We start from the raw sequence: 16705 nt of genomic DNA on the forward strand, positions 1-16705 counted from the left end.
GCTACCGAAGCTAATCGGTGTCGCGAACGAGCGCGTCCGGGAAAACCCCCATCTTTACCGTGTCAACCCTGAATCTCACTCACCGACTGACGGCTTACATTCCCGTCGGCCGTCCGGTACGCCGGTATCGAACGTGTTCCATTTCACCGACAGGGGTACTTCTCTATGTCCGACGATCCGGATCCCACCGCGCAACAGTCGCTCACGGTCAGCGAGCGCGATCTCGACGAACTCGCCGAGCAGTTGTCGCAGTGGCTGGCCGGCAAGGTCGGCGCCGACGCACCGCCGAAGGTCGGCAATCCGAGCAAGCCGTCCACCGGTGGCATGTCGAGCACCACCATCCTGTTCGACGCCGAATGGTCGGTCGACGGTGCCGTCGAGAGCGGATCCTTCGTGCTGCGGATGGCACCCGAGGACGGCTCCTTCCCGGTCTTCGATTCCTACGACCTGCCGATGCAGTACGAGGTGATGGCGGGCGTCGGCGCGGCCTCCGATGTCGCTGTACCCGCGCTGCGCTGGCTCGAACTCGACGAATCGGTGTTCGGGTCGCCGTTCCTGGTGATGGAGAAGGTCGACGGGCAGGCACCCGCGGACAACCCGCCGTACGTGTTCTTCGGCTGGCTGTTCGACGCGACCGTGGCCGAGCGCGAACAGATCGCCGACGCGACCGTCGACGTGATCGCCCGCGTCCACGCGATCGACGACATCGAACGCCGGTTTCCGCGCCTCGACGGCGAGGGGTCGGCGCTGCGCAGGCACTTCGAGGCCCAGCGCGCCTGGTACCGGTGGGCGCTGACCGACGACGGCGTCGAGATCCCGCTGATCGAGCGGACTTTCGACTGGCTCGAGGCCCACTGGCCCGCCGAGACCGGCCCCGACGTGCTGAACTGGGGCGACGCCCGCCCCGGCAACATCCTGTTCGACGGGTTCACCCCCGCCGCGGTGCTGGACTGGGAGATGGCCACCTTCGGCCCGCGCGAACTCGACCTGGGCTGGGTGATCTTCATCCACCGCTTCTTCCAGGACATCGCCACCCGCTTCGATCAGCCCGGCCTGCCCGATTTCCTGCGCAAGGACGCGGTGGTCGCGAAATACGAAGAGCTGACCGGGCATACGGTCCAGGATCTGGACTTCTACATCATCTACGCGGCGCTGCGGCACGCGATCGTGATGGCCAGGATCAAGCGGCGGATGATCCACTTCGGTGAGGACACCGTGCCCGCCGAACTCGACGACTACGTGATGCACCGGGTCAGCCTCGAAGCGCTGCTCGACGGCACCTACGAGTGGGACTGACAGGAGAAAACGACGATGAACGCGATCATGCCCGTCCCCCTGGACGAATACCCCGTCCACCAGACCCCGCTGTCGCTGGCCAGGGTGGCCACCAGCGACCGCAACTTCTACGACCGCTACTACTTCAACGCCTTCGACCCCGCCGGTGACGCGATGCTGATCACCGGGTTCGGCGTCTACCCGAACCTGGGCGTGGTCGACGCGTTCGCGACGGTGCGCCACGGTGACACCCAGCGCAGCGTGCGCTTCTCCGACGCACTCACCTCGCGCGATCTGACCACGGCGGTGGGCGGTTACCGGATCGAGGTGATCGAGCCGCTGCGGAAGCTGCGAGTGGTGTGCGACCACGAGGACCTCGGCTTCGACCTCACCTGGACCGGCGCGCACCCGGCCGTGCAGGAACAGCCGCACCTGATCCTGTCGGGCACCCGGCCGATCATCGAGGCCTCCCGGTTCGCCCAGCTCGGTTCCTGGGAGGGCACGCTCGCCGTCGATGGGCGCGACATCACCGTCGACCCGGCGGCGTGGACCGGCAGCCGCGACCGCTCCTGGGGCATCCGCCCCTCGGGCGAGCCGGAGCCGCCCGGGCGCGCCGCGTCCGAGGGCGCGGGCGGGTTCTGGTGGCTGTACGCGCCGCTGCGCTTCGACGATTTCGCCATCGTGGTGATCGTGCAGGAAGACCCCGACGGCACCCGCACCCTCAACAACGCGGTCCGGATCTGGCACGACGGCCGCAAGGAACAGCTGGGCTGGCCGCGGATGCACTGGACCTACGAGCCGGGCACCCGGCACCCGAAGTCGGTGCGCCTGGACATGACCACCCCCGACGGCAAGCCGCTGGAGGTCGAGATCGAGTCCCGCCCCGGCATCGCCCTGCACGTCGGCTGCGGCTACGGTCCCGACCCCGACTGGACCCACGGCCGCTGGATGGGCCGGGACTGGTCGCTGTCGAGCTCCTACGACCTCACCGACCCCGCGATCATCGCCCGCACCCCCTACGGCGTGATCGACCACATCGGCTACGCCCGCTGCGGCGACGCCGAGGGCTGGGGCCTGTTCGAGCACGCCTCGATGGGCCGCCACGACCCCACCGGTTTCGCGGATTGGTCCTCGGTCGCACCCTGACGACCCGGCCTGCGCGCGAGAGGAAAGGCGCCGCCGCGACAACGAGGTCGCGGCGGCTCCGATTTCCTATGCGGCGGTGGCGAAGTCGGCCAGCAGCGACGGCACGGCGGCGTCGAAGCCGACGACGTCGAGCATGCCCGCGTCATCGGGATCGGCGATGCTGAACTTCGTCGCGGTCATCCCGACCACCACGAGCTTGGCCCGCGGGTTCACCTCACGGCGGTACCGGGCCAGCGCCTGGTGCGGGTGCACCGAGCCCGCCCAGGTCTCGTTGTCGGTGTAGATCGAGAACACATCCACCTCGATGCCCTGGTCCAGCGCGTGCAGGATGGGCAGCGAGCAGTCGGTCCCGCCGAAGGGCAGGCCCGATACCGCGCGCACGGCGTCGTCGAGGCGCTGCCGCGGTGAGATCGCCAGCGAAGACAGGTCGGGTGCCCCCTGCCAGCGAGTGCCCGCCGCGGTGAACCCGACGATCTGGTGCCGCTCCTCGGTGCGGGCCGTGACCAGGGCGAGCGCGGCCGAGGCCTCGCGCGCCGAGAGCGGTAGCCCGGCGATCGGCGACATCATCGACCCGGATACATCCAGCGCCAGCAGGTGCCGCAGGCCGGTCGGGCGCACCGTCTCGAACGCCGCGTAGAACGCCGCGTCCAGCGCGTCCACCACCGGCGCCGACGGCGTCCAGGTACCGGCGCCGCGCGCCGAACGCCCCGTCGCGTAGGTGCGCAGCGCGATCAGCACCGAGACCGGGTGCACACGGGCCTTGCGCAGCCGCTCGGGGTCGCCGAGCTGCGCGCAGATCGCCGCGGTGCGCGGACCGAGCGGATCCAGCAGGCCGAGGCGGGTCAGGCGCGGCAGCTGACGCAGCAGCGCCGTCTGCGGGATGCCGTTGTCCAGCAACGCCTCCCACACCTGAGGCGTGTTCAGCGCGGCGTCGGGCAGCATCTCCCAGCTCAGCCGGTACTCGCGGACCAGCTCGGGCACCCGCTCGACCGGTGCGGACTGCGCGCGCTGGAAACCGTCGACCAGGGCCAGACCGTCGAGTCCCGGGGTGCGGCCACAGATCCAGTCGAACAGCCTGCGCCGCTCGTCCTCGGTGGTCGCCGGGTGCGACAGGCGCAGCAGATCGCGGTGCGACCAGCCTTCACGCTGCCGGTACTTGACGACCTGGAAGGCCAGGTCACCGACCGGCTTGTCCAGGTACCAGTTCGCAACCGCGCGAGACAGGCCGCGACCCCAGCCGCGGAACTGCTCGGCGTAGCCGGCGAACAGGAACAGGTGGGTACCGGTGCGCGCGACCAGCGGCAGCGCGGCGAGCGCGGCCCGGCGGCCGTCGAGGTCACCGAGCGAGGCGGCGGCCGCCAGCGCGAACAGCGCGGGGTTCGGCCGCGGCGCGCGTCCAGCGGTGGAGATCTCGACGATCTCACGCACCAGGTCGGCGGTGTGCTCGGCGGCGTATTCGGCGATGAACTCGGCATTGTCGGCGGTCAGCGCGGCGGCGCTGACGTAGTACGTGCCGGATTCCGTGCCTAGGGTGAGGAATCGGCGCACGCGGGCCTGCGGGGTGATCTCGAAGACGTACCCGCCCGCGGCGTTGACGACCTGCCGGGCATCGGCAGGACTGGACTGCGGCGTGCTGCGACGCGAGAAGCGCGACAGAATATTCATTGTTCCCCCTCCGATACAGAGACCGGCGTTGCGGATTCGGCCCCGGGACCCACCGGGGCGTGTGACGATGCGCGGAGCGGACGGACATGGGTGTCTCGGCCGGGAAACGGAAATCGCTTTCCGCCGCAGGGCTCGAACCTGCTGGACCCATGAGTCCTCACCAGATAACCGACCGAATCCGGTCCGTCCTGCTCCTGCGCACCACAGCCGCGTGGCGGGCGTGTGTGTCCCGACCGGAAGGCGCTCTACCGAACTGAGCTACCACCACCTTGCGGTGGTGGGCAGGATTCGAACCTGCGACATCCCCATCTGAATTGGTAACCGATCAGATCCGGTCCGCCATGCGGCTGCTGAGGAACACGGTACTGGGCGGACGTGATCTTGCCCAGCGAATTAATCCGGCTCGCTCGCCACCACCGTCGCGACGGCGATCACCACACCGTCGACAACCGTTCGCCCACACAAGAGTTCACCACGTCCCGCGAGCAGCGCCGCCGCCTCCGCGACGGAGGGTGTGCCCACCGCCCGCGCCGCCCGGGGTGATCGATGCGGCGTGTCGACCTCGGCCAACCGCTCCGCGCTGAACGCGACCACGGGGACACCGAGCGCCGCCGCGGCGGCACCGATCCCGGGGTCGGCCGCACGGCGGTCGATCGTGGCCAGGCAGGTCACGGTGGCGATGTCATCGACGACCGATTCGACCGCGCGAGTGATCTTCTCCGCATCGGTCCCCGGACGGGCGCCGAGACCGACGACCACCGCGGGCCTTCCCGCTGTCGGCTCGATACTCGCGTCGGCGTCCCAGCCGGGTGTCGGGTGATCCCGCTCGTCACCGCTCGGTATCGGGAGCGCGGACGGTGTCATCGAGGCGTCCCTGGTCGCGCCCACGGCACGACCGTCATCGGGACCGCCGGTGTCCATCCCCTCGCCGTCATCGAGCGAATCGACGTGCGGCAGCGACGAATCGGGTGATGGCGTCGGGGTTTCCGGCCGGGTGGGTGTGCAGGTAGGAGGCGTGGACCTGGCGGATCACCGCGCCTTCGGTGACCGAGGAGGTGGTGCGCCAGCCCCAGGCGGCGTTCTCGGGGCCCACCCGGGTGAGGCGGGTGCGGTGGAATTCGTGGCCGCGGACGCGGGTACCGGCCCGCCAGAGGGTGGAGTCGTGCAGGGCGACGGCGTCGCGGTAGCCGAGGGTCAAGCGGGGGCCGAATTCGGCGTCGGCGTCGATGACGCCCGCCATCGGGTGGCCGTCGAGGGAGCGGGTGAGGTAGAGCAGGCCCGCGCATTCGGCGTGGATCGGCAGGTCATGGGCAGCGACGGCGGCGACGGCGGTGCGCAGTTTCTCGTTGGCCGACAGTGCGCCCGCGTGTTCCTCGGGGAAGCCACCGGGCAGCACCAATCCCGCTGTGCCGTCGGGCAGTTCGTCCGTCAGCGGATCGAAGACGACCACCTGGGCGCCTGCCGCGATCAGAAGCTCGCGGTGTTCGGCGTATCCGAAGGTGAACGCCGGTCCCCCCGCCATCGCGATCAGCGGACCGCTGCCGGTGGCGCCGAGCTCCGACTTCCGGACGCCCGCGCCCACGGCTTCAGCCGATGCGCCCTGCCGCTTCGTCACCGCGGCGTCGTCCACGACCGGGCGTCCCGCGGCACTTGCGGTGCCGTCGGCTGCGGCGGCCGGTCCCGTCCGCGCTTCGCCACCCGCCGCCAGTTCCCTCGCGGGGTCCCACGCCGGGCCCTGGACCGATCCACCCGCGAGGTCGACGATCGCCTTCAGGTCGATATGGGCCGCGACGAGTTCGGTCATCGCGTCGACCGCGGCGGTGGCGGCGGTGCCGTGCTCGACGGCCGGAATGAGGCCCAGATGCCGTGAGGGAACTTCCAATTCGGTCATGCGGGGCAGGGCGCCCAGGACCGGGATACCGACGCGGTCGCACGCCGCCCGCAGCACCTGCTCGTGGCGCTCGCTGCCGACCCGGTTGAGGATCACCCCGCCCAGGCGGACCGTGGAGTCGAAGGTGGCGAAGCCGTGCAGCAGCGCGGCCAGGCTCTGGGAGTGCCCGCGCGCGTCGACGACCAGCACCACGGGCGCGCCGAGCAGGCTCGCGACCTGCGCGGTGGAGCCTTCGGCGACCGCCTCGGTCCGGTTCTCGTCGATCCGCCCGTCGAACAGGCCCATCACGCCTTCGACGACGGCGATATCGCAGCCCCGCGCGCCGTGCCGGTACAGCGGCACCACCCGATCCTCGCCCACCAGAACGGGATCCAGATTGCGGCCGGGCCGCCCGGCCGCGAGTCCGTGATAGCCGGGGTCGATGTAGTCGGGGCCGACCTTGAACGGCGCCACCCGATGACCCGCCCGGCGCAGCGCGCCGATGAGCCCGGTGGCCAGCGTCGTCTTGCCACTGCCCGACGCGGGGGCGGCGATCACGACCGCCGGTGCACTCACCGTCGGCCTCCGTCCGTCACGGTGACGGTCACCATTCGATACCGCGCTGGCCCTTGCGGCCCGCGTCCATCGGATGCTTCACCTTGGTCATCTCGGTGACCAGGTCGGCGGCGTCGATCAGGGCCTGCGGTGCGTCGCGGCCGGTGATCACGACATGCTGGTTACCGGGGCGGTGGGTCAGTGTCTCGACGACCTCGTCGACATCGACCCACCCCCACTTCAACGGGTAGGTGAACTCGTCGAGCACGTAGAAGCGGTGCTGTTCGGCGGCGAGCCGTCGCGAGATCTCCTGCCAGCCCGACAGCGCGGCGGCGGCGTGGTCCTCCTCGGTGCCGTGCTTGCGGGTCCACGACCAGCCCTCGCCCATCTTGTGCCACTCGACCGCGCCACCGGCGCCGGTCTGCTCGTGCACCTGGCCGAGCGTGCGGAACGCGGCCTCCTCGCCGACCTTCCACTTGGCGCTCTTCACGAACTGGAACACGGCCACGTCGAAGCCCTGGTTCCAGGCCCGCAACGCCATCCCGAAGGCGGCGGTGGACTTGCCCTTGCCCGGACCCGTGTGTACGGCCAGCACCGGCTGGTTGCGGCGCTGTCGCGTCGTCAGGCCGTCCTCCGGCACGACCTCCGGAACACCCTTGGGCACGAAGACTCCTTCTCGTCGGTGCGCTGACGCGCGTACTCACGGCCGAGGCGACGGGCGGCCGCTCACGCGGGCCCCGGCGCTGGTCGCTGACCATTTCTATCAGGGCGGCACGGTGCGGCCGCCGGTGCGAACGACCTACGCGGCGCGGGTGGCCGTGCGGCCGGTGTCGCGCACGACGTCGGCGATGGTGCCGCCGGTGAGTTCATGCAGGCGCAGGTAGCGGGCGCGCAGGTCACGGGCCAGCTCGGCGGCGAGGCCGAGGCGGATCATGCCGCGCTCGCAGTCGATGACCATCGCGGTGTGCCCCTGCCCCGCCAGCAGGCGGGCGGCGGCGCGGGCGCGGGGCAGCGGATCGACGCCACCGGTGGCGCGGCCGTCGGTGAGCAGCACCAGCATCGGGCGGCGGCGCGGGTCGCGGACGTGCTCGCGGGCGATGACCTCGCGCGCCTTCAGCAGGCCCGCCGCGAGCGGGGTCTTGCCGCCGGTGCGCAGACCGGCCAGACGGCGCACGGCGATGTCGACCGAGGAGGTCGGCGGAAGCACCAGTTCGGCCTCGCTGCCGCGCACGCTGATCACGGCCACCTTGTCCCGGCGCTGGTAGGCGTCGCGCAGCAGGGTGACGATGGCGCCGGTGACGGCGGTGAGCCGGTCGCGCGCGGCCATCGACCCGGAGGCGTCGACGACGAACACGACCAGGTTCCCTTCGCGCCCTTCGCGATACGCGCCACGCAGATCCTCGGCGGCCAGCGCCAGCGGGCCACTGAACCGGCCGCGCTCGAATTGCCGTGGGGCGGCGGCGAAGACGGTGCCGAGCAGGTGCAGCCCGGTCGAGGTGTCGGTGCTGGGGCGCACCATGCGACCGGTGCGGGTCTGGGCGCGGGACCGGCGGCCCGGCGCGCCCGCACCGATGCCGGGGACCTCCCAGCGTGGTGCGGGCTTCGAGACGGCACCCGGTGTGCCAGAGACGCCGTCGGGCGCGGGTCGGGATCCGCCGCCGTGGGGTCCACCGCCCGGGGTGTCGCCGGGACCCCCGCCATCGGGACCCCCGTCATCGGGGCCCTGATCGTCGGGCCCGCCGTCGTCGGGACCCCGATCGACCGGGCCCTCGTCCTCGGGTCCCTGCGGCCCCTCGTCGGTAGCACCCCGGTCGTCACGGTCGTCGACCGCGCGCGGTCCCGCCTCGCCGTCCCGATCATCGCCGGGTGTCTCGCGGCCGGGCTGATCGGCGGCGGATTCCTCGGTGGCCGAGGCCTTGTCGACCTCGTCGGCGGCCGACCGCATCGCCTCGTCCAGCTGCTCCTCGCTGATCCCCGGCTCGTCGAACGGGTCGCGCCTGCGCCGGTGCGGCAGGGCCAGCTCGGCCGCGATCCGCACATCGTCCTCGGTGACCCGGTCCCGTCCCCGCCACGCGGCGTGCGCGGTCGCGGTCCGGGCGACGACCAGATCGGCGCGCATCCCGTCGACGTCGAAGGCCGCGCACAGCGCCGCGATCCGCCGCAGTTCGGCATTGTCGAGTACCACGCCGGGCAGCCGGTCGCGCGCGGCCAGAATCCGTTCGGCGACAACGGCATCGGCGTCGGCGTAGCGCGCCGCGAAACCGGCCGGATCGGCCTCGTAGTCCAGGCGCCTGCGCACCACCGCCATGCGGGTGTCCACCTCACGGGAGGCGGCCACGTCGACGGTGAGGCCGAACCGGTCCAGCAGCTGGGGCCGCAGCTCGCCCTCTTCGGGGTTCATGGTGCCGACCAGCACGAATCGCGCCGGGTGCGAATGCGAGACGCCGTCGCGCTCGACGTGGACCCGGCCCATGGCCGCGGCGTCGAGCAGCACGTCGACCAGGTGGTCGTGCAGCAGATTCACCTCGTCGACGTAGAGCACGCCGTGATGGGCCGCGGCCAGCAGACCGGGCCGGAACGCCTGCTCGCCGTCGCGCAGGACGCGTTCGAGGTCGATGGAGCCGACGACGCGGTCCTCGGTGGCACCGACCGGCAGTTCGACCAGCCGGGCAGGCCGCGCGCCGCTCTCGTCGACGACCGGCGGCAGCAACTCGGCGAGCGCGCGCACCACCGTCGACTTCGCGGTGCCCTTCTCGCCGCGCACCAGCACGCCACCGATCCCGGGGTGCACCGCCGACAAGATCAACGCCAGCTGCAGGCGCTCCTGGCCGACCACCGCCGAGAACGGAAAGCCCGCCTCACCCGCCGAGCGAGCAGCGGTGTGCGGACCAGCGGCGACATCAGCAAAACCAGGCACACCCCCACTGTATTCGCGCCATGATCACCCCCGGACGCGGGCCTGCGCGCCGAAACGCCGCGAGGTCCCCGGCACGGTGCCGGGGACCTCGCGGGTGGACTTCTCAGCCCCGACGCATCGGGATGTGCGGGATGCCGTCGTCGAGGAATTCGTCGCCATCGGGCACGAATCCGTATTTGGCGTACATGTCGACCAGGTACGACTGCGCGTTCAGGCGCACGGTGGCCGAACCGGTCTCGGCGAGCGCCGCCTGCAGCAACCGGGTGGTGTAGCCGTGCCCGCGCGCGGGCACGGCCGTGCACAGGCGGCCCAGCCGGAAGCTGGTCACCCCGTCCTCGTGCTCCTCGAGCAGCCGCAGCGTGGCGATGACTTCGCCCTCGTCGTCGAGCCACAGGTGCCGGGTCTCCGGCAGCAGGTCACGCCCGTCCAGTTCGGGATAGGCGCAGGCCTGTTCGACGACGAACACGTCGACGCGAAGTTTCAACAGCTGGTACAGGGTGGCGGTGTCCAGATCCGCCGCCCATGCCCGTCTCAGTGCGACCGTTGACATCATCGCGTCATGCAATCACACCTGCGCGTAGCTCGGGGCCGCCGGCTGCGCGGGCGTGCTGGTGGCGTCCAGCTTCAGCGACTTGTTGGTCCAGTCCCAGACTTCCTGGAACAGGGCCTGGTTCTCCGACAGCTTCTGGCCCAGCGACGGGATCATCTGCTTCAGCTGCGGGGTCCAGTCGGCGTACTCGCGCGGGAAGCAGCGCTGCATGACGTCGAGCATCGCGGTGACACAGGTCGAGGCGCCCGGCGAGGCACCGAGCAGACCGGCGATGGTGCCGTCCTCGGCGGAGATGACCGCGGTGCCGAACTCGAGCACACCGCCCGCGCCCTTCTTACGGATGACCTGCACACGCTGACCGGCGGTGATCAGCTCCCAGTCGCGGCCCTCGGCGCGCGGCAGGAACTCCTCGAGCACGCCGACCTTGCCGCTCTGCGACTTGAGCAGCTCGCTGATCAGGTACTTGGTCAGGCCCATCTCGGTGAGGCCGACGCCGACGAGCGAACCGATGTTGTTCGGCTTGATCGACTTGAACAGGTCGGCGTTGGAGCCGTCCTTGAGGAACTTCGGGGTCCAGCCGGCGTAGGGGCCGAACAGCAGGCCCTTGCGGCCGTTGATGACGCGGGTGTCCAGGTGCGGCACCGACATCGGCGGCGCGCCGACGGCGGCCTTGCCGTAGACCTTGGCCTCGTGCGCCGCGATCAGCTCGGGGTTGGTGGAGCGCAGGAACTGGCCGCTGATCGGGAAGCCGCCGAAGCCCCTGGCCTCCTTGATGCCCGACTTCTGCAGCAGCGGCAGCGCTCCGCCGCCGGCGCCGACGAAGACGAACTTCGCGTTGACGGTGCGGCTCCGGAAGGTGCGCAGGTTACGGACGGTGACGTTCCAGCTGCCGTCGGCCTGCTTGTCGAGGTTGCGGACCTCGGTGCCGAAGGCGATCTCGCCGCCGGAGTAGCCGAGGTAGGCCAGCAGCTGCTTGGTGAGCGCGCCGAAGTCGATGTCGGTGCCGCCGTCGGTCCAGTTCAGCGCGATCGGGTCGGCGAAGTCACGGCCCTTGGCCATCAGCGGCAGGCGCGCGGCGAACTCGTCGGGGCTGTCGATGTACTCCATGCCGCGGAACAGCGGGTGCGGCGCCAGCGCCTCGTAGCGCTTGCGCAGGTAGTCGACGTTGTCGGCGCCGTGCACGAAGCTGACGTGCGGGATGGGGTTGATGAACCCGGACGGGTCGTCGAGGACGCCGGTGTCGACGGCGGAGGCCCAGAACTGCCGGGAGACCTGGAAGCGCTCGTTGATGTCGACGGCCTTGCCGATGTCGACCGAGCCGTCGGCGTTCTGCGGGCTGTAGTTGAGCTCGCACAGTGCCGAGTGACCGGTGCCTGCGTTGTTCCACGGGTCGCTGCTCTCCGCGGCGGCGGCGTCGAGCCGCTCGAACACCGAGATGGTCCACTCCGGCTGCAGCTGCCGCAGCAGCGCGCCCAGCGTGGCACTCATGATGCCTGCGCCGATGAGAACTACATCGGTCTTTTCAGTCTTCGCAGCGTTCGACACGGGTACTTCGACTTCCTTGTCCTTCTCAGCTACTCACCGGGTGAGTTCGCTTGGGCGCGGGCGCTTTGGGGTTTGGTGCGACTCGCGGTGAATCGCCGGGGGGTAGGTTACCCGTCGTTCACCTGTTGCCAATTGTGCACCTCAGCCGTTCGTAGTACCGCAACCGACCTCCGGAATGTGATCTAAACCAACACTGCACGTCGCGCTGACCGCGCGATAGATTGAGCGGTGTGACGAACGAAACCTCACTCGATCCCGCCGGCACCGCCGATCGGACCGATGAGCTGTGGCAACCCGATGTCCTCGGGACCGACTACCAGCAGCGCACCTTGCCGCTCGGCCCGGATCCCGACGGTGAGGGCGAGGTGGTGGCCACCCTCGTCCGCTATCTGCCCGACGCCGCCGCACCGGCCACCGCGCCGACCGTGCTCTACCTGCACGGGTTCACCGACTACTTCTTCCAGGAGCATCTGGCCGAGCACTTCGCGGCCCGCGGCCACCGCTTCTATGCCCTCGACCTGCGTAAATGCGGCCGTTCGCGGCGGGCGGGACAGAGCGCGCACTTCGTCAGCGACCTGGCGCTCTACGACGCCGAGCTGAACGAGGCGCTGCGCATCGCGCGCGCGGAGACCGGCAACGACGTCCTGATCGTCGCGCATTCGACCGGCGGTCTCGTGGTGCCGCTGTGGCTGGACCGGCTCGAGGCCGCGGGCGGCAGCGCGCAGGCAGGCGTGGTCGGCGTGGTGCTCAACAGCCCCTGGTTCGACCTGCAGGGTCCGGCCTACTACCGCACCGTCGGCACGCCCATCATCAACGCGGTCGGCAAGGTCCGGGCATTCGCGCAGCTACCCGGTATGGGTGTCAGTACCGCGTACGGCGACAGCCTGCACCACAGCCGCGCGGGTGAGTGGGATTACAACCTGGACTGGAAGCCGCTCAGCGGCGAGCCGGTGCGGCTGGGCTGGCTGCGCGCCATCCGGCGTGGCCAGGCCCGCCTGCACCAGGGGCTCGCGATCGGGGTGCCCGCGCTGATCCTGCGCTCGCGGCTGACCAGGTTCGCGCGCGAGCACAGTCCCGCCGTCGACGTCGCCGATGCCGTGCTCGACGTCAAGCAGATCCAGCGCTGGGCGGGCTGCCTGGGCGAGCGCACCACGATCGTCCCGATCGACGGCGCCCGCCACGACGTGTTCCTGTCCTCGGAAGCGGTGCGCGCCAACGCTTTCGCCGAAACCGACAGCTGGCTGGACTGGCTGGCGGCCTACCGCGAGAACTAGCCGGGCGGGCGTGCCGGGACCGCGTGGTCCCGGCACCGGCGCTCACCAGAGGCTGGTGCGCAGGACGATCTCGGTGGCCAGCTCGTGGGCGCCCTCGGTGGCGATGTTGTCGACCTCGACCGGCACCACCCGGAACTCGCCGTACACATAGCGGCCGGACGCGTCGGCGACGGCACGCGGCAGGCTCTTGGTGACCAGCATGGTGACCGGCAGCTCCAGCGGCGGACAGGCCGCGTCAGGGGCGTTGCCTTCGGCGTCGGGCACCGCCGGATGGCCGTGATCGGCGACGACCAGGCTCATGAACCGCCCGAACCGGCCCGCGCACAGCCGCCAGGCCAGCGCCGCGCCCGCACCGCGCCCCGCCACATTGACGTACGGCAGCTCGAGCTCGTCGAGAATCGTGTGGATCGCCGCGGGCTCGAGCCCCTCGACGGACTCCAGCACGACGGTCTGCAGATCGGATTCGTGCAGCCGCGCGCACACGGTGTCGAACACGTCGGCCGGATCGTCCGCATCGGGAAGCAACAGCACATTGTGCCGCGATTGTGGGCCGTCGACCCGCACTGTCCAGGCCCGGTCACCGACCGTGATCCGCCGAGATTTCATGCCGGTGTACGGTACACGGCCCGGTTGAACACGGCAGCGTGTTGCGCTCCGCCCGGCCGGTCTGTTTTCGCCCGTATCCTGGGCTTTCCCAATCCGGAGGGCCCGAATTGCCAGACCTGTCACAGCGGGGCATCGCCGGCTGTGAGGAGAGCGGCCGCACAGCGGACGGTGCGTGCGGTCCGGGCCACGCGGCGCAGCGAGCGTGGTGCGCGGAGTTCACCCGGCCGGAGGTGCCCGGCACCCCGTACGATGACGCCGAACCGGTCGGGCGGCGTTCACGGGGGGGCTTGTGAAGCGAATCATCCAGAGTGTGTTGTGCGCCGTGGGCGCGATCTTCTTCGGCGCGGGCGCGCTGTACGGGGTTACCCAGCCGATCAACGCCACCGCCTACCTCCTGGGGTTCGGCCGGGAGGTCACGGTCCACGTCGACGAGAGTTCCCGCGGACTGATGGGCGGCCGCAGCCGGGCGGGCATCGGCACGAACGTCGCGGACGGCACCACGGTCCGTCTGTTCGATGTCCGAGCAGACGAAACAGTCAGCGCCCGAATGGTTCTCATCGATATCGGCGTGGACAGCTTCGCCTATCGCTCGGCCAGGGCCGCCGCCACCGATTTCACCTGGCTCATCGGCATTCTCGTCCTCGGCGGACCCGCCCTGGTCTTCGGGATCGCCGCCTACGCGCTGGCTCGCGCCCGACCGACCGTGACCGCGGATTCCCCTTCCGGAGCCGACGTTCCGACGCCGAACATCCCGGACGAGAGCTGAGCGTTCAGTCGACGGTGGGGCGGCCGAGTTCGCTGTGGACGACCGGTAGATCCCGGGACGCGCCGCGGCTGATCAGGGCGTCGAGGGCGGCCAGGTCGACGTGCTGTTCGATCAGGTCGGCCAGAAGGTCGAGCTGAGCGGTGCGGGTGGCGGCCACGGAGGTGTCCGGGGCGACGCGGAAGCCGGTGCGACCCGCGTGCCGGGCGACCTCGGTCAGCCACGCGCGGCGGAACTCATCGGATTCGAGGAGGCCGTGCACATGGGTCCCCCAGATCGATTCCCGCACACTGCCTTCGGGTGCGCCGTCGATGGTCAGCCAGGGCGCGTCGGCGCTGTGGCGGACGCGGCCGTGGTGGATCTCGTAGCCGTGAATCGGCAGCGCGCCCGCGTCGCCGACGACCTGGCGCGCGACCTTGGGCTCCGCGAATTCGATGTCGAGATCGAGCAGCCCGAGCCCGTCCACCACGCAGGCCCGCGCCGCGAGCGCATCGACGGTGGAGGAGCCGGGACCGCCGCCCGGATGCTCACGTTCGGCCGACGCGGCGACGGCACCCCGGTCCCCTGCGGGCGCGACGTGTTCGACGCCGTCGACGATGCGGCGGCCCAGCATCTGGTAGCCGCCGCAGATCCCGAGGATCGGACGGCCCGCGGCGGCCCGAGCGCGCAGCGCCGCATCGATTCCCTTGGCGCGCAGCCACTCCAGGTCCGACACCGTCGACTTGGAGCCGGGCACGACGACGAGGTCGGCGGTGGCGATCTGGTCGGGCCCGTCGGCCCAGCGCACGGCGACGCCGGGTTCGCAGGCGAGGGCTTCGATATCGGTGGAGTTGGAGATGCGGGGCAGCCGGACGGCGGCGACGGTGAGCCATTCGCCGCCGTGGGGTGGGCCAGGGCGCCCGACCGGGGTGCCCGCGACCGTGCCGAGGGAGTCCTCGGCGTCGAGCCACAGGTCTTCGGCGAACGGCAGCACGCCCAGGGTGGGGCGACCGGTCAGGGCGGTCAGCTGGTCGAGGCCGGGCTGGAGCAGGGCGACATCGCCACGGAACTTGTTGACGAGGAAGCCCGAAATGAGTTGCTGGTCTTCGGGTTCCAGCACCGCCACGGTGCCGAACAGGTGCGCCAGCACTCCCCCGCGGTCGATATCACCGACCACGAGGACGGGCAGCCCGGCGGCGCGCGCCAAGCCCATATTGGCCAGGTCCGTGGCCCGCAGGTTGATCTCGGCGGGCGATCCGGCACCTTCGCAGATCACCACATCGAATTCCGCACGCAGGGAAGCGAGTTCGTCCGCGACCACCGCGCGCAGCTGCTGCCTGCGAGTGAAATAGTCACGCGCGCCGACGGTCCCGACGGCTTTGCCGCGAACGACCAGCTGCGAGCGCCGGTCGCTGCCCGGCTTGAGCAGCACAGGATTGAACCGCACGCTCGGTTCCAGCCCACAGGCCCGCGCCTGCAGAGCCTGTGCCCGGCCGATCTCCCCGCCGTCGAGGGTGACGACGGAGTTGTTCGACATGTTCTGCGCCTTGAACGGCGCCACCCGTACGCCACGGCGCGCGAGCATCCGGCAGATGCCCGCCACCACAACGCTTTTCCCCGCGTCGGAGGTGGTGCCCGCGATCAGCAGCGCGCCGCGCAACTCCCCGCCGGCGGACCAGCTCACGGCAGCGTGAGGATTTCCGCGCCCGTCTCCGTGACGACCAGGGTGTGCTCGAACTGGGCGGTCCACTTGCGATCCTTGGTGACCACGGTCCAGCCGTCGTCCCAGATGTCGTAGTCGATGCCGCCGAGGTTGATCATCGGCTCGATGGTGAAGGTCATGCCGGGCTCGATGACCGACTCGATATCGGGCTGGTCGTAGTGCAGGATGACCAGGCCGCTGTGGAAGGTGGGGCCGACGCCGTGGCCGGTGAAGTCGCGCACGACGCCGTAGCCGAAGCGGTTGGCGTACGCCTCGATGACGCGGCCGATCACATTGAGCGCGCGTCCCGGCTTGACCGCCTTGATGGCCCGGTTGGTGGCCTCCTCGGTGCGCTCGACCAGCAGGCGCACCTCCTCGTCCACGTCACCGGCGAGGAAGGTCTTGTTGGTGTCACCGTGCACGCCGTGGATGAACGCGGTGACGTCGATATTGACGATGTCACCGTCCTCGATCACGGTCGAGTCGGGGATGCCGTGGCAGATGACCTCGTTGAGCGAGGTGCAGCAGGACTTGGGGAAGCCCTTGTACCCGAGGGTCGACGGGTAGGCACCGTGGTCGCACATGTACTCGTGGGCGATCCGGTCCAGCTCGTCGGTGGTGACGCCGGGCGCGACCGCCTTGCCCGCTTCTTCCAGCGCCTGCGCGGCGATCTTGCCCGCGATCCGCATCTTCTCGATGGTCTCGGCGGTCTGCACCCAGGGCTCGCGCCCCTCGTTCGCGGTCTTCTTCCACACGTACTCGGGACGCTCGATGGAACGCGGGACGTCCCGGATCGGCGATGGGGTGCCGGGAACGAGTGGCTGACGGGTGCGCACGGACATAGCAGCGAGTGTAGCC

14 protein-coding genes are annotated in these 16705 nt (G+C 70.5%); 4 read left to right on the forward strand and 10 right to left on the reverse strand.

Features of this window, described 5'->3' with window-relative positions:
- Positions 1–165 precede the first annotated feature (165 nt).
- Positions 166–1296: a phosphotransferase family protein gene (locus tag NV348_RS04630; protein WP_447145860.1), complete on the forward strand. Its 1131-nt coding sequence runs from the start codon at positions 166–168 to the stop codon at positions 1294–1296.
- 15 nt (positions 1297–1311) lie between these two features.
- On the forward strand, positions 1312–2421 hold the full coding sequence (locus NV348_RS04635) for an Rv3169 family protein (protein ID WP_447145861.1): 1110 nt from the start codon (positions 1312–1314) through the stop codon (positions 2419–2421).
- A gap of 66 nt (positions 2422–2487) precedes the next feature.
- Here the strand turns inward: NV348_RS04635 and NV348_RS04640 are convergent, their stop codons facing one another.
- From NV348_RS04640 to mqo, 7 genes are all read right to left on the reverse strand, one after another.
- The gene (locus NV348_RS04640; protein ID WP_447145862.1) at positions 2488–4086 is read right to left on the reverse strand and encodes a TROVE domain-containing protein; all 1599 of its coding nucleotides are present in this window, start codon (positions 4084–4086) and stop codon (positions 2488–2490) included.
- A 393-nt stretch (positions 4087–4479) separates the two neighbouring features.
- On the reverse strand, positions 4480–4974 hold the full coding sequence (locus NV348_RS04645; protein ID WP_447145863.1) for a cobalamin biosynthesis protein: 495 nt from the start codon (positions 4972–4974) through the stop codon (positions 4480–4482).
- 43 nt (positions 4975–5017) lie between these two features.
- A complete protein-coding gene (locus NV348_RS04650) occupies positions 5018–6532 on the reverse strand; it encodes a cobyrinic acid a,c-diamide synthase CobB (RefSeq protein WP_447145864.1) in 1515 nt (504 codons plus the stop codon).
- Between the two features lie 28 nt (positions 6533–6560).
- Entirely contained in the window at positions 6561–7175 is a 615-nt protein-coding gene (gene cobO, locus NV348_RS04655) for a cob(I)yrinic acid a,c-diamide adenosyltransferase (protein ID WP_447145865.1), read from the reverse strand.
- A gap of 135 nt (positions 7176–7310) precedes the next feature.
- A complete protein-coding gene (locus NV348_RS04660) occupies positions 7311–9428 on the reverse strand; it encodes a magnesium chelatase subunit D family protein (protein ID WP_447145866.1) in 2118 nt (705 codons plus the stop codon).
- 103 nt (positions 9429–9531) lie between these two features.
- On the reverse strand, positions 9532–9981 hold the full coding sequence (locus tag NV348_RS04665; protein WP_447145867.1) for a GNAT family N-acetyltransferase: 450 nt from the start codon (positions 9979–9981) through the stop codon (positions 9532–9534).
- A 12-nt stretch (positions 9982–9993) separates the two neighbouring features.
- Complete coding sequence (gene mqo / locus NV348_RS04670) at positions 9994–11523, reverse strand: malate dehydrogenase (quinone) (RefSeq protein ID WP_447145868.1); 1530 nt, start codon at positions 11521–11523, stop codon at positions 9994–9996.
- Between the two features lie 230 nt (positions 11524–11753).
- Between mqo and NV348_RS04675 the strand changes: the two genes are divergently transcribed.
- Positions 11754–12797, forward strand: coding sequence for an alpha/beta hydrolase (locus tag NV348_RS04675; protein ID WP_447145869.1), 1044 nt, complete (start codon positions 11754–11756; stop codon positions 12795–12797).
- A gap of 42 nt (positions 12798–12839) precedes the next feature.
- Here the strand turns inward: NV348_RS04675 and NV348_RS04680 are convergent, their stop codons facing one another.
- Positions 12840–13403, reverse strand: coding sequence for an alpha/beta hydrolase (locus NV348_RS04680; protein ID WP_447145870.1), 564 nt, complete (start codon positions 13401–13403; stop codon positions 12840–12842).
- A gap of 289 nt (positions 13404–13692) precedes the next feature.
- Here NV348_RS04680 and NV348_RS04685 point away from each other — a divergent pair, with 289 nt between their 5' ends.
- The gene (locus NV348_RS04685) at positions 13693–14169 is read left to right on the forward strand and encodes a hypothetical protein (RefSeq protein WP_447145871.1); all 477 of its coding nucleotides are present in this window, start codon (positions 13693–13695) and stop codon (positions 14167–14169) included.
- A gap of 4 nt (positions 14170–14173) precedes the next feature.
- Here the strand turns inward: NV348_RS04685 and NV348_RS04690 are convergent, their stop codons facing one another.
- A complete protein-coding gene (locus tag NV348_RS04690) occupies positions 14174–15805 on the reverse strand; it encodes a cobyric acid synthase (protein ID WP_447150939.1) in 1632 nt (543 codons plus the stop codon).
- Positions 15806–15825: 20 nt separating this feature from the next.
- Positions 15826–16689, reverse strand: coding sequence for a type I methionyl aminopeptidase (gene map / locus NV348_RS04695; RefSeq protein WP_447145872.1), 864 nt, complete (start codon positions 16687–16689; stop codon positions 15826–15828).
- Between the last annotated feature and the right edge of the window lie 16 nt (positions 16690–16705).

The organism is Nocardia fodinahabitans (genome assembly GCF_052983615.1).

Bases quoted from the DNA above. Each gene is read 5' to 3' on its own strand.
- NV348_RS04630 (WP_447145860.1), top strand. From the start codon at position 166: ATGTCCGACGATCCGGATCCCACCGCGCAACAGTCGCTCACGGTCAGC.
- NV348_RS04635 (WP_447145861.1), top strand. From the start codon at position 1,312: ATGAACGCGATCATGCCCGTCCCCCTGGACGAATACCCCGTCCACCAG.
- NV348_RS04640 (WP_447145862.1), bottom strand. From the start codon at position 4,086: ATGAATATTCTGTCGCGCTTCTCGCGTCGCAGCACGCCGCAGTCCAGT.
- NV348_RS04665 (WP_447145867.1), bottom strand. From the start codon at position 9,981: ATGATGTCAACGGTCGCACTGAGACGGGCATGGGCGGCGGATCTGGAC.
- NV348_RS04680 (WP_447145870.1), bottom strand. From the start codon at position 13,403: ATGAAATCTCGGCGGATCACGGTCGGTGACCGGGCCTGGACAGTGCGG.
- map (WP_447145872.1), bottom strand. From the start codon at position 16,689: ATGTCCGTGCGCACCCGTCAGCCACTCGTTCCCGGCACCCCATCGCCG.